Annotated in this window: 19 protein-coding genes and 2 riboswitches; of the genes, 14 read left to right on the top strand and 5 right to left on the bottom strand. The window is 40.2% G+C overall.

Features of this window, described 5'->3' with window-relative positions:
• The first annotated feature begins 125 nt into the window (after positions 1-125).
• The 4 genes from BQ6100_RS18835 (at position 126) to BQ6100_RS18820 (ending at position 4,826) form a co-directional block, all read left to right on the top strand.
• Positions 126-821, top strand: a complete 696-nt coding sequence (locus tag BQ6100_RS18835) for a CoA transferase subunit A (protein ID WP_075983069.1) — start codon at positions 126-128, stop codon at positions 819-821.
• 11 nt (positions 822-832) lie between these two features.
• Positions 833-1,486 (top strand): 3-oxoacid CoA-transferase subunit B, encoded by a 654-nt coding sequence (locus BQ6100_RS18830; RefSeq protein ID WP_075983068.1) that lies wholly within the window; start codon positions 833-835, stop codon positions 1,484-1,486.
• A gap of 17 nt (positions 1,487-1,503) precedes the next feature.
• Positions 1,504-2,289, top strand: a complete 786-nt coding sequence (locus BQ6100_RS18825) for a 3-hydroxybutyrate dehydrogenase (protein ID WP_075983067.1) — start codon at positions 1,504-1,506, stop codon at positions 2,287-2,289.
• A gap of 1,109 nt (positions 2,290-3,398) precedes the next feature.
• Entirely contained in the window at positions 3,399-4,826 is a 1,428-nt protein-coding gene (locus BQ6100_RS18820) for a sigma-54 interaction domain-containing protein (protein WP_075983066.1), read from the top strand.
• A 39-nt stretch (positions 4,827-4,865) separates the two neighbouring features.
• Here BQ6100_RS18820 and BQ6100_RS18815 read toward each other — a convergent pair whose 3' ends face one another.
• The 3 genes from BQ6100_RS18815 to BQ6100_RS18805 all read right to left on the bottom strand — a co-directional run bounded on the left by BQ6100_RS18815 (position 4,866) and on the right by BQ6100_RS18805 (position 6,675).
• Positions 4,866-5,489, bottom strand: a complete 624-nt coding sequence (locus BQ6100_RS18815; protein ID WP_075983065.1) for a VOC family protein — start codon at positions 5,487-5,489, stop codon at positions 4,866-4,868.
• A gap of 441 nt (positions 5,490-5,930) precedes the next feature.
• Positions 5,931-6,254 carry an ArsR/SmtB family transcription factor gene (locus BQ6100_RS18810; protein ID WP_075983064.1) on the bottom strand — a complete coding sequence of 108 codons (324 nt, stop codon included), beginning with the start codon at positions 6,252-6,254 and terminating at the stop codon, positions 5,931-5,933.
• A 1-nt stretch (position 6,255) separates the two neighbouring features.
• Positions 6,256-6,675, bottom strand: coding sequence for an SRPBCC family protein (locus BQ6100_RS18805; protein ID WP_075983063.1), 420 nt, complete (start codon positions 6,673-6,675; stop codon positions 6,256-6,258).
• Between the two features lie 351 nt (positions 6,676-7,026).
• On the opposite strand from BQ6100_RS18805, the gene BQ6100_RS18800 reads away from it, so the two are divergent.
• The 3 genes from BQ6100_RS18800 to BQ6100_RS18790 all read left to right on the top strand — a co-directional run bounded on the left by BQ6100_RS18800 (position 7,027) and on the right by BQ6100_RS18790 (position 12,086).
• Positions 7,027-7,794, top strand: coding sequence for a crotonase/enoyl-CoA hydratase family protein (locus BQ6100_RS18800; RefSeq protein WP_075983639.1), 768 nt, complete (start codon positions 7,027-7,029; stop codon positions 7,792-7,794).
• A 170-nt stretch (positions 7,795-7,964) separates the two neighbouring features.
• Positions 7,965-8,050, top strand: a riboswitch (cyclic di-GMP riboswitch).
• 369 nt (positions 8,051-8,419) lie between these two features.
• Positions 8,420-10,153, top strand: coding sequence for an Ig-like domain-containing protein (locus BQ6100_RS18795; protein ID WP_075983062.1), 1,734 nt, complete (start codon positions 8,420-8,422; stop codon positions 10,151-10,153).
• A gap of 58 nt (positions 10,154-10,211) precedes the next feature.
• Positions 10,212-12,086, top strand: coding sequence for a DUF5050 domain-containing protein (locus tag BQ6100_RS18790; protein WP_075983061.1), 1,875 nt, complete (start codon positions 10,212-10,214; stop codon positions 12,084-12,086).
• Between the two features lie 6 nt (positions 12,087-12,092).
• Here the strand turns inward: BQ6100_RS18790 and BQ6100_RS18785 are convergent, their stop codons facing one another.
• A complete protein-coding gene (locus BQ6100_RS18785; protein ID WP_075983060.1) occupies positions 12,093-12,962 on the bottom strand; it encodes a hypothetical protein in 870 nt (289 codons plus the stop codon).
• 20 nt (positions 12,963-12,982) lie between these two features.
• Positions 12,983-13,066: riboswitch (cyclic di-GMP riboswitch) on the bottom strand.
• A 241-nt stretch (positions 13,067-13,307) separates the two neighbouring features.
• Here BQ6100_RS18785 and BQ6100_RS18780 point away from each other — a divergent pair.
• The 5 genes from BQ6100_RS18780 to BQ6100_RS18760 all read left to right on the top strand — a co-directional run bounded on the left by BQ6100_RS18780 (position 13,308) and on the right by BQ6100_RS18760 (position 18,148).
• Entirely contained in the window at positions 13,308-14,504 is a 1,197-nt protein-coding gene (locus BQ6100_RS18780) for a sensor domain-containing diguanylate cyclase (RefSeq protein WP_075983059.1), read from the top strand.
• 210 nt (positions 14,505-14,714) lie between these two features.
• The gene (locus BQ6100_RS18775) at positions 14,715-15,623 is read left to right on the top strand and encodes an HD domain-containing phosphohydrolase (protein WP_075983638.1); all 909 of its coding nucleotides are present in this window, start codon (positions 14,715-14,717) and stop codon (positions 15,621-15,623) included.
• Between the two features lie 204 nt (positions 15,624-15,827).
• A complete protein-coding gene (gene liaG / locus BQ6100_RS18770) occupies positions 15,828-16,688 on the top strand; it encodes a LiaG family protein (RefSeq protein WP_075983058.1) in 861 nt (286 codons plus the stop codon).
• Positions 16,689-17,104: 416 nt separating this feature from the next.
• Positions 17,105-17,374, top strand: coding sequence for a CD3324 family protein (locus BQ6100_RS18765; protein WP_075983637.1), 270 nt, complete (start codon positions 17,105-17,107; stop codon positions 17,372-17,374).
• Between the two features lie 144 nt (positions 17,375-17,518).
• Positions 17,519-18,148 (top strand): FusB/FusC family EF-G-binding protein, encoded by a 630-nt coding sequence (locus BQ6100_RS18760; RefSeq protein ID WP_075983057.1) that lies wholly within the window; start codon positions 17,519-17,521, stop codon positions 18,146-18,148.
• Between the two features lie 355 nt (positions 18,149-18,503).
• Here BQ6100_RS18760 and BQ6100_RS18755 read toward each other — a convergent pair whose 3' ends face one another.
• Positions 18,504-18,845, bottom strand: coding sequence for a YmaF family protein (locus BQ6100_RS18755; RefSeq protein WP_075983056.1), 342 nt, complete (start codon positions 18,843-18,845; stop codon positions 18,504-18,506).
• A 487-nt stretch (positions 18,846-19,332) separates the two neighbouring features.
• Between BQ6100_RS18755 and BQ6100_RS18750 the strand changes: the two genes are divergently transcribed.
• Together BQ6100_RS18750 and BQ6100_RS18745 are read left to right on the top strand one after the other, a co-directional pair.
• The gene (locus tag BQ6100_RS18750; protein ID WP_075983055.1) at positions 19,333-21,621 is read left to right on the top strand and encodes a 5'-nucleotidase C-terminal domain-containing protein; all 2,289 of its coding nucleotides are present in this window, start codon (positions 19,333-19,335) and stop codon (positions 21,619-21,621) included.
• 353 nt (positions 21,622-21,974) lie between these two features.
• Positions 21,975-23,402 (top strand): ATP-binding protein, encoded by a 1,428-nt coding sequence (locus BQ6100_RS18745; protein ID WP_084780489.1) that lies wholly within the window; start codon positions 21,975-21,977, stop codon positions 23,400-23,402.
• Positions 23,403-23,458 lie beyond the last annotated feature (56 nt).

The following is a 23,458-nucleotide window of genomic DNA, read 5'->3' as shown; positions in this document are numbered from 1 at the left end:
ATTTTTTCAAAATAAAAGAATACGAGAAATATGATTTTCATGACATTGCCATTTAGTAAAAGAAGGGAAAGCAGCTTTCAATTCTTTTTTATAAAAAATAGATAGTAAAGAAAGGAGAATCCCATTTGACCAAACTACAACGATCATTCGAAGATGCAATCAAAGATATCCAAGACGGAGCCACACTCATCGTCGGAGGCTTCGGACTCTGCGGAATCCCGGAAAAAGCCATTCTTGCTCTCTGCGAAAAGGGTGTTAAGGACCTAACAATTGTCAGCAATAACTGTGGCGTCGATGATTGGGGGCTTGGGTTGCTTCTAGCAAACAAGCAAATGAAGAAAATGATTTCCTCTTATGTCGGTGAAAATAAAATATTTGAAAAACAATTTTTAAGTGGGGAGTTAGAGGTTGAGCTTGTCCCTCAAGGAACACTCGCGGAAAGAATCCGTGCTGGTGGAGCGGGAATTCCAGGATTTTATACAGCTACAGGGGTCGGGACGCCGATAGCTGAGGGAAAAGAGCATAAAGAATTCGACGGTAAAACCTTTATTTTAGAAAAAGGAATTGTCGGGGACTTTGCCCTGGTCAAGGCGTGGAAGGCAGACCCATTCGGGAACCTAGTTTACCACAAAACGGCTCGGAACTTTAACCCGCTCGCAGCAATGGCCGGAAAAGTCACCATCGCAGAGGTTGAAGAAATCGTTGGGGTCGGCGAGCTTGAGCCAGATGCCATTCATACACCAGGTATCTACGTCCAACGGGTTTTAGAAGGCAGTCCATATGAAAAAAGAATCGAGAAAAGAACAGTCGCGACAGTTTAGGGGGGAGACCAATGAATTCACGAATGAAAATTATTAGAAGAGCTGTTCAGGAAATTGAAAACGGCATGAATGTCAATCTTGGAATTGGGATGCCAACCTTAATCGCCAATGAAATACCTGAGGATTTTCAAGTCATGCTCCAATCGGAAAATGGACTCCTTGGAATTGGACCCTATCCGACCGAGGAAACCGTTGACCCGGATTTAATTAATGCCGGGAAGGAAACAGTTACCGCAGTCCCTGGGGCCATTTATTTCGACAGCGCGGAATCCTTTGCCATGATTCGCGGGGGCCATATCGACTTAGCCATCCTTGGAGGCATGGAGGTATCGGAAAAGGGGGATTTAGCCAATTGGATGATTCCAGGAAAGATGGTCAAAGGAATGGGCGGCGCCATGGATCTAGTGAACGGGGCAAAAAGAGTCGTCGTTATCATGGAGCATGTCAATAAACACGGAGAATCCAAGGTTAAAAAGCAATGCACACTCCCGCTAACCGGACAAAGGGTCGTCCATCGCTTAATTACGGATCTAGCCGTTTTTGATTTTACTAACGAAGAAATGGTGCTCATCGAATTGCAAGAGGGAGTGACCGTTCAAGAGGTTCAGGAAAAAACAGAGGCGGAATTCAAAATCCATTCTAATCTGTATGCCACAGCAAATTAACTTCACGGAGGAAAACAATGGGGAAACAATTAAAGGATAAAATTGCATTTATAACAGGTTCGGCCAGTGGAATCGGGTTAGAAATTGCAAGAACCTTTGCAGAGGAAGGCGCAAAGGTCGTCATTTCAGATTTAAATATAGAAAAATGTAATCAGGTAGCCGAAACCTTACGAGCAGAAGGATTCACGGCTCTATCGGCACCTTGTGATGTAACAAATGAGGAGGCGCTCCAATCAAGTATCAACCTCGCCGTCAAGGAATTTGGATCAATCGACATACTTATTAATAATGCCGGTCTACAGCACGTTTCACCAATCGAAGAATTCCCAACGGAAAAATTCGAATTCTTAATCAAGGTCATGCTAACAGCACCCTTTGTTGCCATCAAACACGCCTTCCCAATTATGAAAAAGCAAGGCTACGGCCGAATTATTAACATGGCCTCCATCAACGGACTAATCGGCTTCGCAGGCAAAGCAGCCTACAATAGCGCCAAACATGGAGTCATCGGCCTAACAAAGGTAGCAGCCCTTGAGGGAGCCGAGCACGGAATCACCGTCAATGCGCTCTGCCCAGGATATGTGGAAACCCCCTTGGTAAAAAACCAGCTAAAGGATCTAGCCACAACGAGAAACGTTGAACTTGAGAAGGTTTTGGAAGAGGTCATCTACCCACTCGTCCCGCAAAAAAGATTACTCGCAGTAGAAGAAATCGCGGACTATGCCGTATTTTTAGCCAGTGAAAAAGCTCGCGGAGTAACCGGGCAAGCAGTAGTGTTAGATGGAGGGTATACGGTTCAATAATGGAGGGAACAAAGAATCCTGTTTTTGTGTGGGGTTCTTTGTTTTTATTTTTCAGCCAGGAGACAGCGGGGGGGCTTTATCTATTTTTTCTGTAATATGGATGTGATTGCGGTGAGAGGGGGGATTGGGGGATCGAGGATAAATTGGGTCCATCGCGAATTATTGTTGTTTTGCTTGGGGAGCGGCGCTAGATTTGGGGCCATCGCGGATAAATTGAGATTATCGCGGATAAAATTGAAAAATCGCGGATGAAATTGAAAAATCGCGGATAAATCAGGATAATCGCGTATATATGGGAAAAATCGCGTATATATGGAAAAAATCGCGGAAATATGTATCCGGAGGGGCACTCGCCTTGCTTTTGACAAGTTGCAGGGACCACCCTCGGGACCACCCTCCAGCTAAAAACATGCCAAATGACTTTCACCGAGCTCTCTTTTTAAGAAAAGATCCGAAAAATTGAACAATATGGCCAATTATTGTTTGTTTTGGAAGAGGTGAAGCGCAAGATTTGGGGGGGATTGAGGATAAATCGGGTCCATCACGAATTATTGCTATTTTGCTGGGGAGCGGCGCTAGATTTGGGGCCATCGCGGATAAATTGGGATTATCGCGGATAAAATTGAAAAATCGCGTATAAATCAGGATAATCGCGGATATATGGGAAAAATCGCGTATATATCGAAAAAATCGCGGAAATATGTATCCGGAGGGGCACTCGCCTTGCTTTTGACTGACTACCGGGGCCGCCCTCCAACTTTAAAAATACAAAATAACCAAAAACGAGCCTTTTTTAAGCAAAATCTTCGCAAAATAATTAAAAAAGCTATAAAAACACCAAACTCGCTCTATAAAACTTAACCACTCAAATCAAAATTTATAAGATTATTCAACATGCCAAATGGATCTCCAGTTTGCCCACTATTTTTAGCTATATTCCCTTAATAACTGTCAACATGACTAAGATATCAACCAAATTAACCACGACAAACCTGTTTTTTAAGCTATGAACTCAAAATTCAAAACCATTTCCACAACATCACAAAAAAATTGAGTCAACTCTGTCTGGTATAATAAACAAGAAGATTCTGAAAAAAAGGAGGGTTTTCATGAACACTGCTTTTAAAGGCATCCCAAATGACTGGATTGAAACAATCATTAATCTAGCCGCAGAGCGGATTGTGGTGGTTGATGATGATGGCCAAATTTTATATATCAATTCAGCTTATTGTGAGTTTTTGGGAACAACTGTTGAGCAGGCTATTGGGAAAAATGTTCAGGATGTTATAGAGAATTCCCGGATGCACATTGTTGCTAGGACAGGTCAAGCGGAAGTAGCTTCTGTTCAATCGATCAATGGAAGTGAGATGATTGCGAATCGATATCCGCTTGTGATTGACGGGAAACTCGTTGGCGCGGTTGGAACGGTGATGTTTCGCAACCCTGAGGAATGGCATAATTATCAAAGAAAAATGCAATCGTTGTTGGACGAGCTAAAGTATTATAAAACAAAATTTGAAAAAGAATTGAAAAGCAAATATACCTTTCAAGACCTCATTGGTAGTAGTTCAGCGTTTTTGGCTGCGAAAAAGTTAGCCGAGAGAATTTCCGGGAGCCAGTCGGCAGTACTTTTACAAGGGGAGTCGGGAACAGGGAAGGAATTATTTGCTCACGCAATCCATGATAATAGCACCCGTGCCTCGTTTCCCTTTGTGCCTATTAATTGCGCCTCCATTCCGGAGAATTTACTAGAATCAGAGTTATTTGGGTATGAGAGCGGGGCGTTTACTGGTGCAAGAAAGGGAGGGAAAAAGGGGAAATTTCAGGTGGCAAACTACGGGACTTTGTTTCTTGACGAAATAGGGGATATGCCATTGTCGATGCAAAGCAAGCTTTTGAGGGTTTTGCAGGAAAAAGAAATCCAGAGAATCGGCGGGCAAACGTCCATTCCGGTCGATGTAAGGGTCATTGCTGCCACCCACCGTGATCTAGAAAGGATGGTGGAGGAAGGAAAGTTTCGACAGGATTTATTTTATCGTTTAAATGTGATTAAAATTGATATCCCCCCTTTGAGGAAAAGGGAGGAGGATATTCCGGAGATTTCTGCTGGGCTGCTGAAAAACCTTGAGAAAAAGTTTCATCGAAAGGGCATTCAATTATCCGCGGAGGTGATTGAAAGGCTGCAGCATCACTCCTGGCCAGGGAATATACGAGAGCTTGAGAACGTTCTAGAAAGGGCAATCAACGTTTTGGATGGAAAGGTCATTGAACTGATTCACCTTCCTTTCTATCTTCGGGACCAATTGATTGAAGGGGCACAAAAGGTTGATGGCCACTTGGGGCACATGGACTATATCATGAACTACGATCCAACAACAGCACCAATCAAGCCCCTTAAGGAATCATTGGCATTAACCGAAAAGTTCGCCATCACCCAAGCCCTTAAGGCCACCAACGGCAACAAACAAAAAGCAGCCAAACTCCTCCAAATCGGCAAAACCGCCTTCTACGAAAAATGCAAGCAGCATGGGATATGAGTGGGTGACAGGCACCTTCCATAAAATGGAAGGTGCCTGTCACCCTATTTCAACCCCATTTGGATCTACCGCCTTAATCGAGGAGCCCCCTTTTAATACAGCCTCTCTAATAGTCACATGATCACCAACCAATGAAACTATACTTTCAACAGGTTTACCAAATAAATTTGTGAGATCATCGGATAATCCTAGTTTTTGGGTCTCAATTGTTAATTTATTGATTACTACCGTCTCCCCCGCAATATTACTACCCTCTGAATCTACTAAAACATCTACGACATCAGTGTTTATTTGGAGCTCTATCCTAAAACCATACGGAGTGGCGATAAATGTCCTTCGCTCTCCAACATCTACTTCCCAATTCATTTTTCTAGCATTCTTGCATATTTGATCATAATCTTCATTTGATACTAAAAATCCAATATGATCAAACACCGTTTTCTTTCCATAACCAAAAGTGATATTTACAGTTCCTTTTCTCGCCTCAATTATTCGAAAAAGAATCTTCTTCTCACGAAAATCATCCCAGGTTAGTGGGGGATTAAACTTCTGAAAAGAACCCTCATATTTTCCAATACGCTGAGAAATACGGAAGCCATGTTTCACATAAAATTCTTCAGTTTCCTCTACATGCGGAGTCCAAAAATGATAATGAAAAAGCATAAAGGCACCTCACTATAAATTGTTTTATAATCTATTCGATAACAAAAAGGTAAAACCTTTTATTTCCAGGTGACTTCCAGGTGACAGGCACCTTCCAAAAACAGGAAGGTGCCTGTCACCCATTTCAAAAGTATGTAAGAAAATCTTACGCAAAATATTACAAATATAATCCATTGATATACACTAAATACAAATAATTAACCCCTATAAAAAAATGTGCTCTCTAAATATTGGTGTGCACAAGCTGTCGAGGGTTCCGTTAGTGGATGAATCACCTATTTTCCCTCTCAAGATTCATCCACTATGCCTGGTCCGAGAGATGGAGTATAGTTTGGGTACATGAAACCTAAATTCTACACACCTGAAGGAAAAAAGCCTGGGAGAACAACACTCTCTAGCTGAAAGGGTGACAGGCACCTTCCAGTAACTGGAAGGTGCCTGTCACCCTTCATCCTCTTTCTCCACCACATACTTCAAAACAGCCAGCTTATTATCCCAAAACTGCTCATAATAGGATAGCCACTGTTTTAACTCGGTTAACGGTTCTGGATGCAGCTGATAAATTTTTTCCCGCCCAACCTTTTTTCCACTGACCAATTCAGCCTCAGATAAGATGTGCAAATGCTTTGCAATGGCTGTACGGCTTATGGAAAAATGGGAGGTGATTTCGGAAATAGGCAATTCTTTCTTAGAAAGAAGGCGTAATACCTCCCGCCGAGTGGGGTCAGCAATTGCTTGAAAAACATCATGCTTGACGGCTGACATTTTACTCCTCAACAGCCTTTCTGAGAGCAATGTGAATAATTTTTTCCCAACCACCGTTCATGTTGTCGCGAATAGCTGAAGCCTTTTGACCAGCCTTTGGAATAATGGCATCTGGCTCTTTCCATCCACCGTGGATCAAAGTAAACTCTGTCTGATCTCCTAAATCTTTTAATAGAAAAGAAACAACCCAACCATCTGTATCCCATGTGAAAACGATTTTGTTAGGCTCATCAACTTCTAGTACCTTGCAAGGAGATGGACCAAACGGGGATTGCACATGAAATTCATGCCCAACCTTAGGCTCGAAATCATTTGGCATGAACCAAGATTCAATTCCTTCCGCAGTGGATACAGTTTTCCACACTTTTTGGATAGGTGCTTCTAAAATAATTGTTTGTTTAATATCTTGTAAAGTCGCCATATAAAGTCTCCTTTATTTTTAATAAAAAAATAAACCATTCGGTATTCCGCATTAAAAAATGGACCGTATGGTATTAGCTTAAAAAATAACACCATTTGGTTTTGCTTTTACATAATATAACACCATTTGGTTGCGTGTCAATTTTTAATATGTTACAAAAGGAAATTTGTTATTCAGGTGGAGCGAGGTTTTTTGACTCCTGTCACCGGCGAGGCAGTGAGCTTTTTTATTCAGTGGGTGAAGGCTAGTCATCTGTCCGAGGCTGTCTAGAGGGTGTCTGTCACCACGTCCTGATAGAGGAAATAAGTAATGAGTGGGCGAATTTTTACTGAAAAGGAGGGGGATGTAATTATGGCGGTTTATATGGAACGGAAGGGGAAAGTGGCAACGATTGTTTTAAATCGGCCAGAGGCAAAGAACGCAGTGGACCGCAAAACCGCGACTCAACTGGCCAATGCCTTTCGTGAGTTTGAAAGGGATGATGAGCTTCATGTTGCAGTTTTGTATGGAGAGGGTGGAACTTTTTGCGCAGGAGCGGATTTGAAGGCTCTCGCAAGTGGCAATGGGAATGCGTTAGAAACAGATGTGGAAAAGGATGGTCCGATGGGTCCCACTCGGATGCATTTGTCCAAGCCTGTTATCGCTGCTGTGTCGGGTTATGCGGTAGCAGGGGGGCTGGAGCTTGCCATCTGGTGTGATTTAAGGGTAGTTGAAAGGGACGCAATCTTTGGAGTCTTTTGCCGACGCTTCGGGGTTCCGTTAATCGATGGTGGAACACAGCGGTTGCCAAGACTGATTGGCATGAGTCGCGCTCTTGATATGATTTTAACCGGAAGACCAGTCGGGGCAGAAGAAGCCTTCGGGATGGGACTAGCCAATCGCCTCGTTGACCCTGGTACGGCAAGGGTTGAGGCGGAAAAGCTTGCTGCACAAATAGCCGAATTTCCGCAAAACTGTATGAAAAGTGATCGAGAAGCGGTGTATAGGGGCCTCAATCAGGAATTCCATGAAGCCATGCAACTGGAGTTTTCCCTCGGAGTGAAGGTGATTGAAAGCGGAGAAACAAAAGAAGGTGCCGCAAATTTCACAAAAGGAAAGGGGAGACACAGCTTTAGGTGACAGGCACCTTCCATTTTCTGGAAGGTGCCTGTCACCCTTCCCATAAAAGGATTAATCTGCTAAAATAGTATCCAAGTCAATCGACCTATGAATCAACTAGGCTGATGTGCTTAATTATTTGCATATAAATCTATTATGCTCTTTATAATTTTTTAGAAAAGTAAAGTAATAATTGATAAAGGCAAACTTATGGAAACGTAAGGACGCAAAGCTACGAGTCTAAAGTCAATGAGACAATGATCGTCGGGCCGCCAAATCCAGACATATTGATGTTTGTTTTTTCAGGCGCTCTGATATCAGGGCGCCTTTTTTATTAGGTGCAGGGAATCGGGACAAAGGGACTCGCCCTTTATCCAAGCGAGTCTATATTTTTAGGATGAGAATCATGAAAGATTGCCTGTCCCATTATCTAGCGCTCCTTTAAGGTTAGGAAACAGGGAATCAAGATAAAATGCCTCATTCCCTGTCCAAGTGAGTCTTTAATATTAGGGCAGATAATCATGATAAATTACCTATCCCACCATCTAAGTCTTAGCGCCTTTCTCATTAAGAAGCAAGTAATCGGGACAAGGTACCTGTCCCTATGTCCCGCCCCTGTCCGCAAAAAAGAAGGAGGAACACCCACATGTTCAAGAAATTATTTTACCTACTACTAGGTTTCTTGCTAGTTTTTACACCATTCAAACCAGCGCAAACAGAAGCCGCAACTTTATTCCCGCTTGATAGCACGATTACAGGTTCTCTAGAGAAGACCGAAACAGATGATGTCTATCAAATTCAACTGGACAAGCCAGGTCGAATCACTTTAACGGCAAAATCATACCTCTATGGGATGAATGTGAGAGTACTAGACCAAGAGGGAATGACTGAATTCTATTCGAAAAATATTTGGTATGGAACCGAAGCAGAGCCAAAACAAGCAGAAAATAGTTTAGACCTAGAAGCTGGGGTTTATTTTATTAAAATAAAAAAGCTTGATGACTACACCGGCAATTATCAGTTAAAAGTAAGCTTTCAATCAGCGAATAATCAGGATGTTGAAGCAAACAATACCCCATCCACTGCTCAGCCATTAACACTGAACGCAAAGCCAATAAAAGGCTTCCTAAGTGAACAGGATGGAATCGACTATTATAAAATTCAATTATTAAAACCAGGCCGAATCAACGTTACGTCAAAATCCTATCAGTACGGAATGAACGTTATGCTTCTTTCCGATGATGAAGTGACAGATATTGATTCTGACAACCTCTGGTATGGAACCTTGGAGGAGCCAAAATCACTCACACAAACGGCAGATCTAGAAGCGGGAACTTATTATATCAAGATAAAATCACTTGATAGTTACACCGGTACATACGATATCAATGTTTCATATCTCGCTATGAATAATCAAGATGTTGAACCAAACCAGGTAAAAGATGACGCACAGCCTTTCACACTAAACAGCAGTACAAAAACAGGATTTTTAAGCTGGAGTGATAATCTAGATTTATATAAAATTACCTTATCAAAACCAGGAAGCGTCACACTTTCAGCAACATCATACCTATATGGAGTGAGAGTTGAGCTGTTAGATAGTAACTTGGACAAGGCAGCCATTGATTCTAACGTTTGGTACGGAACCCTAACAGAACCAAAGCGTTTTGTAAAAACAGTAGACCTTGAAGCAGGTACTTATTTTATTCGATTAAAAAATCTTGATCATTATACTGGAAAATATCAGTTAAAGCTGAACTACCAGGCAGCGAACAACCAGGATAAAGTGGGCAATGACACTCCGAAGACAGCCCAAGATTTGAAGCTGAATTCTAGCTTAACCGGCTACTTAACTTGGAATGACAATATTGACGTTTATAAAATTAAATTAACGAAGTCAGGTAAAATTAACTTTTACACGACCTCTGCCACCTATGGATTAAATGTACAGCTATTAAAATCAAACGGAATCACTTCTGTTCTATCCGAAAATATTTGGTATGGTAGTACAAAATCACCAAAGCGATGGAACCGAACTGTTAAACTCTCAGCTGGAACTTACTATATTAAGATAAATCAATTAGATAATTATACGGGCAAATATGCAGTAAGGGTGAATTTGTTAGATACCACACCACCAGCTAACCCTAAAGTAAACAAGGTAAAATCAAGCTCTACTTATATTACAGGCAAAACAGAAGCCAATGCCACAGTCACAGCATACGTAGGTAAAACAAAAATTGGAACCGCCAAAGCAAACAAAAACGGGAACTACAAAATCAAAATCTCCCGTAAAAAAGCAGGCACAACCCTGACCATCTACGCAAAAGACAGCTCAAGCAACACTAGCAAACCAACAAAAATAAAGGTAACAAAATAACAGGTGACAGGCACCTTCCAGTTTCTGGAAGGTGCCTGTCACCCTAAGGGTGAATTTCATGAAAACTTGCCGAAAACTGACAGTTCTATTAATAATCGTTTGTTTCCTTATTCCTTCTTATCAAGCTTTAGCTGCTACAAGCGAATCGGAAACAACAAAACAGGAAATCAAGAACGGTAATTTTAACAATGGAACCCTCTCTAATTCTGGTAAAAACTATGTAGAAGATGATAAATATATTTATTTTATAGATTATCCTAACAATAGCTACCATGGGATTTATCGAATGAACAAGGATGGCACCCACAAGAAGCTCATCTCAAAAGGGGAACCATATTATCTTACCTTCTCAATTGATGATAATTATATATATGCGGTTAGAAACTTACCCGCATATACAATAGTAAGAATGAAAAAGGATGGAACTCAGGCTAAATATCTGAACTTAAAGATCGAGAGAAAGGGAAATTCCACAAGATACTATGCATCTGAGACGATAATTCATATGATGGTACACAAGGGTTGGATTTATTATACTGATAAAAATGGAGACCTTTGGCGATTCACAACCAGCTATAAGAAAAAGAAAAAGGTAAAGAGTAAGGTGGGGACTTTTTCCATCATCAACGATCAAATATATTACGAAAATAACGGTTATCTTTATAAAATGAAAACAGATGGCTCAAATAGTAAAAAAATCAGCAATGAAAAAGTTTGGTCATTTTATGTGAATGGCAGCTGGATTTACTATATTACTATGATAAACGGCAACTATGGTATAAAAAAAATAACGGTTAACGGAACGAATAATAAAATTATTTTTTCACACGAATCTAATTCAGTTGAGGGCTTCTTGATTTTGGATGACCAGATTTATTTTACAATGGAAACAGATGAGGAAGCGGGCGGCCTATTTAAGCTTAAGAAGGACGCTGAAAATATAAGAAGTATGGATGCTATAGAAAAGCTTGATACGGGATATTGCTTCGACTTGCAGGTGTTGAATCATTCATTATGGTATACAAGAAAAAGCGGGACTTTTACCCGGTTAGATCTGAACAGCAACCGCAAAACGAGTCTATCCCTAGGATATAAAAAATATATAGGAAACGACAATAATAATATTTTTTACATTGATTCAGTCAATAAAATGTTTAATGCGGGGGGCTTATACAAAGCTTCTCTAAATGGGAAGGATCCTGTTTTATTAGCAGAGGAGCCAGTCGACAAAGCAATCCTATCTAGCAATAGTATATATTACACCGAAGAATATGGCGCATTTTATAAAATTCAAAAGGATGGCAGTGGAAAAACCTTATTAAGCGGCTCATCAGTAGGGGATTTTCAAGTGTATGATGACCAAATAATCTATCAAGGTTCTTATAATATTTCTGGGAATTATAATCTTAATATAATGAATTTGGATGGATCAAACTCCAAGCTGATTGCAACGGATAGCTCTGAACTTCTAGCTGTAAAGGGCAGTTGGGTTTATTATTTATCTGATAATAAATTAATCCGAATCAAAACCAATGGCACATCAAAGGAAACGCTGGCCGCTTACTCGAATAAAAACATTTATATTCAGGGAGACAAGCTTTACTACGTCTCCAACGATCGATCGATTTACTACAAAAAACTAGGAACAACTAGCTCAGCAAAAAAAGTAAAGGTATATGATGTAAAAACCAAAAAAGAAACATCAGCTTACGCATCATCCATCCTAAAGGTGGATTCAAAATCAATATACTATAGCGACTTATATCAAAATATCGTCAAGGTCCCGATAATAGGAGGAGCCAAACAAACACTAGTCCAAGAAGCTCTAACCACCTTCCCAACCCAGGACAACAACCTCTACTATATCGGCAACACCGAAAAACTAAGGGTGACAGGCACCTTCCAGAAAACTGGAAGGTGCCTGTCACCCTAATAAATCCTATGCATTTGTTCCGCTGTCAGGCGTTGAAGTCCCAGCATCCGGAGTTGGGGTTGTGGATCCAGTATCAGGAGTGGTAGTATCTGTATCTGGGTTTGTAGTCCCGGTTTCAGGAGCAGTAGTACCAGTTTCCGGTGTTGTAGCCCCGGTTTCAGGAGCAGTAGTACTAGTTTCTGGTGTTGTAGCACCGCTCTCAGGAGTAGTTGCTTCCTCTTCCTTAGGAGCGTAAGTTTGTTTTGCTAGTGTTAGAACCCGCTCAATCTCAGATGCAGCTAGTTTTTGTAGCTCCTTAGATTTTGCAGACAATGCATCTAATTCTACATGAAGAGATTTATATTTTTTCTTATAGTTTGCAATTTGCTTGTCGAATGCTTTTAGCTTATTGATTTCTGCCTTAAGTTTTCCTTTGTAGCTATTATACTTATAACTTGCATACTTTTTTGATAAAGTTTTTTCGGTATTGCCTTCCTCATTTACCTTAAAGTATGCATCGATTGATTTTGTAATCTTATTAATACTAGTTTCAGAGGCATTAACACGCTTTTCAAGAGTTTTTCCAACCTTAGATTTGATAGAAACTTTTTTCTTAGCTTCCTTCTTCTTTTCGACCTTCTTATCAGAAGACTTGCTCTTTTGGTTAGTAGCCTTTTTATCTTCTGATTTCTTGCTGCTTTCTGTCTTGCTGTTCTGCTTTTGATCTTTTTCTGTGCTACTGCTTTGTTTTTGCTTGCTAGAGTTGTCATTCTGAGTAGTCTTTTGTTGCGATTTCCCATGATCTGTGCTCTTAGCGCTTGCCATAGAGGTGGTTCCAAAGACTAGTGTGAGTGCAAAAACACTCGATAAAACCTTTAATAACTTTTTTGATTTCATTACCTTCTCCTCCTTTTGGTAACGGCAGCTGGCTGACATAGGAAAACTCCCTTAGCCCCATAGCTTTGTGACACCAGGTTTCCCTGGCTGTACCCTATCATTATTTTACTATATCCTGTTTAATAGATAACTATAATTTTTCATCTAATAGTAAAAAGGGGCTAAATGTCTTTGAAAATTGGGGGAAAGTGGAATCAGGGTGACAGGCACCTTCCAAAAAATTGGAAGGTGCCTGTCACCCCAACTTGTCCCACAAGCAATTTTGTGATAGAATTATTTAAATATAACAAAAACAACCAACGAATAATGAATTTTCAAAATATTTAGTATTCTGGATGTGGGAATATGGGCGATATTGATAGGAATCAGAAATTGATCAGCAGCGTAAATAATATTTTACTCGACATCGAAAATGAAAAGTTTTCCGTTGACCATCCAGCCCTTAGACTGTTGAAAAATGAGGCAAAGGATGTTGGGATGGAGGGGATTAATGAGCTTGAAGAGCATGTCATTTCTCTGCATAAAAAGATCGAATCCCTTCATTGGTTGAACGACCACTTAAGAATTCTGGCTGACTTTGCTCAGACCTGCGCAAAGACCTTGAACGAAGAAGTCCTGCTGAGGAAGGCGTATGAGCTCGTCTCGTTAGTTATGCCAACAGACGCCTTTTACCTAGCAATATACGACGAGAAAAAGCAGATCATCCATTTCCCGTTTTTAGTTGATGAGGGTGTTGAATTCCATGACTCGCCTCTGGAATTTAGCGAGGATAACATTACATCCAAGGTACTTCAAACAAAGCAAACCCTTCATGTAAAAACAAAAAAGGATCTTCGCTTGGATTTTGATGTTTTCGGCCAGGATGACACCAACACTTGTATCTTTGTTCCGTTGATTATCGACGGCCATGCAAAAGGGGTCATTTCTGCCCAATGCCATAAAGAGTTTGCTTACCGGAAAGAACATGAAGAGCTGCTCCTGATTATCGGTAACCAGGTCCTTAGCTCAATTGAAACGGCTCGTTTATATAAAAAAATATTTGAAATGTCTTTAAGAGATGAAATGACTGGACTAGGCAATTTTCGGGCCTTTCACAACAATTTTTCCACAGCCTTAAAAACTGAAAATTCGCTCGCCTTAATTATGCTAGATTCTGATAATTTAAAAGGAATCAATGATCGTTTCGGGCATGAGGTAGGGGATAGCTATTTAATTCAGCTGGGAGCAGGAATGAAGAGCCTCACGAATGAAGACGTCACTGCCTATCGATATGCAGGCGATGAATTTATGTTTATTATGAAAACGCCAACAAAGGAAAAAGTAGAAACGCTGATTAAAAGGCTAGATGAATATTTATACAACCATAAAATACTTGTAGCCAATCAAGAAATTAAGGTTTCCTATAGTGCAGGCACGTCATATTTTCCTGATGACGGAAAAATGGAAGAGGATTTAAAAAGAAAGGCAGACAAAGCTCTGTATAGGGCAAAAGCTCTAGGTGAATCTAAAAGGTTAGTACTATATAACGAAATGACAGATTGAATAGGTGAAAATTGTAGAAATATGTCTTTGGAGAGTATATAATGTAAAAAATGTATATTTATAACATTAGAATACAATTTTTCCAACTGATACAGTATCCTGTATTTTGGGGAGCATCCTTTCCGATTATATAAAGATACTAAACTCAAATGAAAGTATTATCAAAACCTTAAAAATCAGTTATTAGTTATAGCACAAGGAGATTTCATGGTGGATGGTATTAAGTTTTTTAATAGAGGGAAACATGTGGATATCGTGCGACGATTTTCCAATGAGCTAAGTCTCCTCGGTCGAGAAAATGGCGTAGATATCATGTTTCAAACCGTTTTTAAGGATAAATTTTTCTTTGTATACCCTAGCGATAATCCTCAAACCTATGAGTTTGTTTATATTTTAAGCGGTGAAATGGAATATGACCATGAAGGTGAAAAGAAAAGTCTTAAGGCGCATGATTATTTTTCCGTCAAAGGCCTGAAGAGCTCAGTATTTTTCAGGGCTAAAACCGATGTATCTTATTTGTGGATTATTACGGAACCGACCTTTCAACAAATTAGCGAGGATTTACGTAATTTACACGATTTAACTAGAAAGGTAGAGTCAAAGGATCGATTTACATATAATCACAGCGAAAGGGTTGCCTCTTTAACATTGAAGGTAGCCAAAAAGCTAGAAATTGACCACCAAACGATGATTAATTTCTCTCGTGCGGCCGAGCTTCACGATATTGGTAAAATAAATACCCCTGTTGAAATCCTGAACAAGCCCGAAAAATTAACAATGGAAGAATACGAGATGATAAAAAAACACCCTAGCGACGGGGCGGATATCGTCAGGGGAACTAGCTTTAGCCACCTTGCAGACATCATCGAACAGCATCACGAGCGAATTGACGGCTCTGGCTATCCATACGGTCTAAAAGGCGACGAGATTCACATTGGGGCAAAAATTATCGCCGTCTGTGATTCCTACGACGCCATGACAGATGACCGAGCGTATCGCAAAGCCCTTTCACCACAATTTGCTTTGGACGAACTAAAACGCTTATCCGGCATCCAGTACGATCCAGAAGTGGTTAATGCGTTAGAGGAATTGTTGAAAAAGGAAGCGATAATAAAGTAGTAAGTTGGGCGTCTATCAGTGAAGCTCTGTGGAGTAAATGCTCTACAGGGCTTTTTTGATGGGTGACAGGCACCTTCCATTTCCTGGAAGGTGCCTGTCACCCTCAGTCGCAGGTCTGAGAAACAATTCATGCTCCAGAACAATGGTAAATTTCCGTAATTGCTTTACAATAAGATTAAGAAATGTGAAGAAAGAGGGATAGCGATGAAAAAGATATTAGTGATTTTTTTCGTTTTGATTGGGATATATATTATTTATCATTTTGTGACCGAGCAGAGCTGGCTTTCGTTTGGGAAGAAGGGCAACCAGGCGCATGTTTCGGAGAGAATTGATTCCATTGAGCTTGAAGCAGCTGGAGCAAGAACAACGATTATTCCAGTCAACAATGATCAATTAAAGGCTGAACTAGATGGAAAAGGGAAAGTACACGTTGACAAGGACGGCGATACGATTAAGGTTACCTACAAAAGGAATTGGTTTGAATGGACTCCGTTCTTCAGTAAGACGAATTTAAAGGTTTACATTCCTGAAGACTACCATAAAGATTTATCAATTGCATTAGGCTCTGGAAGTATCCATATGGATGGAAAGTCAAAAAGCAATCCAATTAAACTCGACGATCTTTCAATTGATTTAGGCTCCGGAAACATTCAGTTGAAAAACCTAGATGTAGATAATTTTGAACATAACGGAGCATCAGGTAATCTCACCGTCAACTCCATAATTACTAAAGAGAGCTCGATCAATCTAAGCTCTGGAAATGTTGACTTAAATCATTTTGTTGGTCGATTAGAAGGGGACCTCTCCTCTGGTAAAATAAATGTCAAAATGGACAAATTAATAGATGACGTGGATATTCACGTAAGTTCTGGAAAGATAAACCTTGATTTACCAAAAGACGCTGACTTCAAACTAGATGGAAAAACAAGTTCGGGAAACATTTCATTCGAAGACTTTCCACTAACTATTGAAAAACAAGAAAGCAGAAAAATCCAAGGTACCCACGGAGCAGGAACCCACAACATCGACATAACCGTATCCAGCGGGAAGGTAGAGATATATTAAGAGGTGACAGGTACCATCCATTTTCTGGATGGTGCCTGGCACTTCTTCCGCTAACCAATTCAATCAAACGTTTGATTGAATTGGGTTGAAGCCTTGAACTGAATGGAATTTCCAGGTGACAGGCACCTTCCATTTATTGGAAGGTGCCTGTCACCCTTTAACCGAACTTCATTCTGTATTATAATGGAAACCAAATGCAGCTATGGCTGAACAGTAAATCGATAATGGATCGGGGAGGTGATAGGATGGCACGCGAGATGGGCATGTCGCATACTGCAGCGTCTCATGCAAAGCCTGGTATTGGGAAGGCGATACTTTGCATGGGGTGGAATAATGAATAAATCGCCCAAGTGAGCTTTTCTGATACATTGGCTTTGCCCTTATTTTTCAAAAAAAAGAATAAGGAGCTGGCAAAAATGGCCTATGTAAAAGCGACAGCTATTTTACCTGAGAAGCTGATATCAGAAATTCAAAAATATGTTCAAGGAGAAATGATATACATTCCAAGACCTGAACCAACCCGAAAAAAGTGGGGGACACGTTCAGGTACAAGAAAGCTAATTGACGAAAGAAACGCCAAAATGAAAAGAGCATTCAAAAATGGCCAATCGATTGATCAACTAGCAGATGAGTATTACCTCTCCGTTGAAACCGTTAAAAAAATTGTATACACGAATAAAAGATAAATGAAGCGCTGAAAAAATTCAGTGCTTTTTTATATGGCGAGATTATTTCTTAATTATTTTCTGCCTATCTTATCACTCCAAAACCTTGTAATGTAAAAGAAGACTTGTGAACTATGGGTTTCCCCAAGTAAAGGAGTGAATCAAATGGAACCCTTCATTAGAAACGAACAATTCAATTTTATTAAGATTCAAACCCAGAAGCTAATCAATGGACACTCGACCGTGAACGATAAAGGCGTGCTAAATGCATTAGAATCACTTGCTTTAGAAGCCGTGTTAAATTTGTTTGAAGAGTTAAATGCTGAGCAAAAGCAATTGCTAGCACCAATCGTAGGAATAAAGGACCGGGATCAAGCCGAAGAATTTTTATCCCAATTAAAGCCTTACGTAATTCCCTTCAAGGTGACCCAGCAATCCGTAAAAAAAGTACTTTCAAAAGCCAAGAAGTTAAAGGTCCCACCATTGGAAAAAATGGATTTGACCGAGTTATCCTACTTAGGCTGGGATGATAAGGGCTCGCAAAAGAAATTTCTCGTGGCCTATCATGGTGAAAAGCTTGTTGGGCTGCAGGGGACATTTAGCCCTCTGAATAAAAAAGGAATTTGCGCTATCTGCAACAAACTGGAGCCAGTCGGCATGTTCATGACCGAAACAAAAGGAGCCGTACAAGGAACCTTCACCAAAAGAGGCAACTACATCTGCGAAGACAGCCAAAAATGCAATCAAAACATCACCTCACTAGAAAAGCTAAACGATTTCATCGCAAGAGGGTAACCTAAAAGGGTGACAGGCACCTTCCACTTTTTGGAAGGTGCCTGTCACCCTATAAAAATCTGTTAATCAAACGTTTGATTGAATTAGGATGAATGCATGATATAAAGGGATTTCTCGAGGATAGGGAATATGTTAACTGAAATTTCGATGGTGGCACCCCTATAATTCTAGGAATCTAGGGAGTTATTTGCATATTATGGCTATGAACTGCATCAATAAGGTACTAAAATAATTAATCAAACGTTTGATTGAATTACACTGAAACCTTGATACAAGAGGGTTTTTTTCTACAAAAAGGTCTGATAAACTCCAAGATTACCTCTTCTCAAAATTAGACCAATGAAGCATTAACTCCCTACTTATTTCCAGGTGCAGGCTGATCGACTCCTCTTATCTTATGCCTATGTCCATCATCCAACGAGGTTTCGAAATTGTAATAATGAACATGCATCCCATTACCAACAGGAATTGCTGGCCCAGAATAGGCGCGATAATGATGATTATGGCCATCCTCGAACAAAACATAACCCTCAGTATAATGAATATGATTTCCATCCTCCGTCTGAATAGGCGGGGAGGTCACGTCCAAACACTGATGTACATGCCCATCTGCCACCGATGTGTAATCAACAGAACCATGATTATGATGTGGCACAAACCCAGGAGTAAAATCATCCTTCCCTAATCTTTTCCCCATCTGCATTCCTCCCTAAAAAATCTCTCTAAAATATATGAAGGAACTGCAAAGTAATTTCCAGAAAAAAACAGGTGACAGGCACCATCCAGTTTCTGGATGGTGCCTGTCACCTGTTTTTAGGAAATTACTAGAAATTAGCCTATTTTTATATTATTATAGAATAGCGGGAATGATCTCCATTTTATTAAAATTTTAATTATTTGTGTACTAGAAATGTTATGGGAAAATAATTTTTGACGCGGGTCCCGGCATTTTTCAGCCATGACTGTTTTCCGCGTGCAAGAACCATTTTCCCATGCAAGAGCGAAACAACCAGCCTAGGAAACGATCAACCTACCATTCTAGTACTAACAAACCCCAAGCGTGGACGAAACCGAATCACTCTCCCGCTCACCACATGCTTTATCGTATCACAGTTTTTACCAGATTCACGCAACAAAAGCACCAACCAAGTTTTTATCAAAAATTTGAAAGGGGCAAGTGAATAATGAAGAAAAGCAAAATCTTCAAAGTGGTAACGGCTTCAGCAATCGCGGCTTCCTCAGTAGCGGCTGTAGCTCCAAACAACGCCGATGCGGCATCAACAAGTGTAAGCAAAACAGTGGACACAGCAATCAAGCAAATGAAAAAGGCTCAGGATACTTACTTGAAAACCGGAACAACGAAAAAGATCGTATCAACAGCAACCGTTCAAAAGGAAATCACCAAAGCCAAAAAAGCTTACAACGATGCAAAGAAAAAAGTAGCGAAGTCCGGTGGAAAAAACAAAAACGCCTACCTTGCTAAGCTATCAAAAGCCTACAAGTATGTGAAAAATGCAGAAGGCTATGTGAAAACCGTTAAATACGCAGCGAACCTCAACTCACAAGCCAAAGCCATCCAAACAGCAGTCATAAAATACGATTACAAAACAGTCAAAGCAACCTATCCGAAATTTGCTTCAGAACTAGCAAAGTCTGATAAAAAGATCAAAGCTGGAGTTTATGGAGGAAACGTTGAAAAGGTTCTTTTTAGTACATATACAAATCCAGCCAAAACCATTGCAGATGCAGTCAGGGCATATAACTACGCAAACTATGCAAAATACTGGATTGGCAAGGACAAGCTAACAACCGCAGAGCAACGGATAAAAATAGTCGACTCCCTTTTAGCAAAGGTAAGTAAAACAACTCCACTTGGCCAAAAGGTCCGTGCCTTTGTTGCACAGGTAAAAGAAGACTACAAATCCGCTCAAAACTTTGATTTAACCATCATGCACACAAATGACACGCATGCTCATCTAGATACTATTGCTAAACGTATTACCGCAATCAAGCAAGTTCGCGCAGCCAGCGAAAACTCACTTTTACTAGATGCAGGTGACGTTTTCACTGGAACATTATATTTCAATAAATATGAAGGCCTAGCTGACTTAGAATTTATGGAGCTCATAGGCTATGACGCGATGACCTTCGGAAACCATGAATTTGATAAAAAAACCGACACACTCGCAAAATTTGTCAAAGAAACCGACTTCCCATTACTGAGCGCCAATGTTGATTTTTCCAAGGATGCGAATATGAAAGGCTATTTTAACGATAGCATTACATCCAGCCCTAAAGGTGGGCAGGTATACAATGGTATGGTCAAAACCATCGATGGTGAAAAGGTGGGGATTTTTGGCTTAACGACAGCCGAGACTCCGAGCATTTCAAGTCCAGGGGAAGGTGTCGTGTTCGAGGACTATATTGCCCAAGCGAAAAAAATGGTCGAATCCTTTGAAAAGCAAGGTGTGAATAAAATTATTGCATTGACCCATATTGGTTATGATGATGGGGGAGGCGACAATGATGTAACACTTGCCAAAGAGGTAGAAGGAATCGACATTATCGTTGGAGGCCACTCTCATACGAAGATAGATGCACCAGTATTGGATACAACAGGAAATGAGCCAACGGTAATAGTATCAGCAAACGAATACAGCAAGTTCCTGGGAACGGTCGATGTGGAATTCGATCCAAGTGGAAAAATTATCTCCCAAGCTGGAAAATTAATTGAGCTTGAAGCTAAAGATGCTGATGGCAATTTCTTATTAAAAGATGACCCTGAGGCCGCACAAATTTTAGAAACAAAATATAAACCAGCAGTGGTTGAAATGCAGCAACAAGTAGTAGCAAAAACAGATGTTGATTTAAATGGTGAACGTGCGTCCGTAAGAACCGGTGAAACCAACTTAGGTAACCTTATCACAGACGGTATGCTGGCAAAAGCAAAAACCATTAACCCAGATACAGTGATAGCTCTTCAAAATGGCGGCGGAATTCGTGCATCTATTAATAAGGGTAATATCACTCTATCAGATGTACTAACAGTATTACCATTTGGTAATGCATTAGGGATCATGGAATTAAAAGGCTCAGAAATCAGGTCAGGTCTAGAACACGGTCTAGCCTTAACTCCTGAACAAAATGGTGGTTTCTTACATGTAGCAGGAATGAAATTCACATATGACAGCAGCCTACCAGCAGGATCTAAACTAAAAACCGTCGAGGTAAAAGGAAAGGACGGAAACTTCTCAGCATTAAAAGACGATGAATCCTACTACGTTGCAACCAACATCTTCACAGCAAAAGGTGGAGACGGCTTCGAGGAATTTGGAAAAGCTGCCGCAGAAGGCCGCCTAGTAGAAGCAGGCTTCGTAGACTGGGAAGTATTCAAAGAACAACTAGAAGCCCTACCTGACAAAACCGTCAACCAACAAATCGAAGGCCGCATCACAGACATCGCCGCCAAGTAGGGTGACAGGCACCATCCATATTTTTACAGGATTCTTTTTCCAGGTGACAGGCACCACCCAATATTTGGAATATCCGCAAGAACCAGGGACATAAAGGGACCTGGTTCTTTCTGTTGGGGGTGACAGGCACCTTCCAGCTTCTGGAAGGTGCCTGTCACCCCCAAATCCTTCGACACATTTTGACATTTATACTAGACGAAAAATTTAGGGACACGATATAATCGAATTATAGAATTACTTTCCTTTCGTATATTGCAACTATGTATATAAGAGAAACTAAGACTTACAAAAATAGAGTCCCAAGCTTAACGTTAATAGAAGAGTAATAGGATTGTTGGAGTGTGTGAAGTAGTATGATTATAGGGTTGTTAATTATGATGATTGGGATTATCCCAATTGCTTTAGCGATAGGAACAAGATTAGTCTTTGGAAGCTCAAATTTATCCAAATTAATCCTTACCTACATGATTTTAATCAGCATCTGGCAAGCAGATGTCGCGGTTTTATATTTTAAAGGTACCATTCCAGAAGCTTGGATCCTGATATTATTCAAGTTATTTAAAATGGCTCCAATCTACTCAGTCCCATTATTATTCTATGGTTCATACACCATTCTGAACAACTACTCCATTTCCTTTCAAAAGAACAGCCTTTTAGAAAAAATCTCTAAAATGTTCTCAAAAAAAATCCTGATTGCCCTGCTTATCTGGAGTACAATCGTTTACATTATCAACTGGACACCACTAGGTACAAATGGACTAACCGAAGTCCAAGTTCTAAATACAAATATATTTTATTACTTTCCGGTCTACGGAACCCTTAACTGGTTATTTTATCTCCATGTCATAGGATACATAACCTTTATATCAATCCTTTTCTTATTTTCAAAAAAAATACAAAACCAATACATGATGAAATTTATCAGAAGTTTTTCTCTATATTCATTCCTACTCCTCCTCTTCGCCCTTATGAATTTTCTCCCGAAGACAGGTGGAATGGCAGGTACCATCGGGGTTTTAGTATTCTCTGTGTTGATCATGGTTTCTTTTTTAAAAATGAATTTATTAATGACGATAAAATTTAACCAAATGATTGGACAGCAGAAAAAGATGGACTATGCAGGAAATCTTGCTGCAAGTTTGATTCATGAGGTGAAAAATGTCGTTCAGGTCATCAAAGGATTTAACCAGCTACTAGGGGAGTCGCCGTCTCTTAATCAGAGTGAAAAAGAAATGACGGATATTATTAACAAGGCCACCAGGCAATTGGAGGATCTATCAGAAAACTATAAGCAGTTCATCCATTCATCAAAGATTCACTTTAAAATTGAGGATTTGAACGAAATTATTAAGGAATCCATTGATTTCGCTAGTGAAATTACAAAGGATACCAACTTATCCATACAATTCGATCAAAGATTTAGCACGTTAAAAGGTTATGTCAATAAACCATACCTACAGCAGGTATTTATCAACTTAATCAAAAATAGTTCCGAAGCCTTCAGAGAGGATTGTTCCACACGCATCGTCAAGATCGAAACGGAAGTCGTCAATGAAACCATTCTCATCCATTTCAAGGATACCGGCATTGGAATCAAGCCTTGCTATTGGGAGAGCGTGTTCGACCCTTTCATCTCATCCAAAAGCTCAGGCATGGGAATGGGCCTCCCATTCGCCAAAAAAATCATCCTCGAACACCGAGGCGACATCAACATCATCACCAGCTCACCAAACGGAACCCACTTCCAAATCGAACTCCCACAATACGAGCTGAATCTATAGGAATCTATAGGTGACAGGCACCTTCCATATCTTGGAAGGTGCCTCCTGGAAGTTGC

The sequence above is a fragment of the Bacillus massilinigeriensis genome (assembly GCF_900117315.1).
Taxonomy (GTDB): Bacteria; Bacillota; Bacilli; order Bacillales; family Cytobacillaceae; genus Bacillus_BE; species Bacillus_BE massilionigeriensis.
The sequence above is the reverse complement of the archived record's forward strand: the minus strand, read 5'-3'. Positions and strand labels throughout refer to the sequence as shown.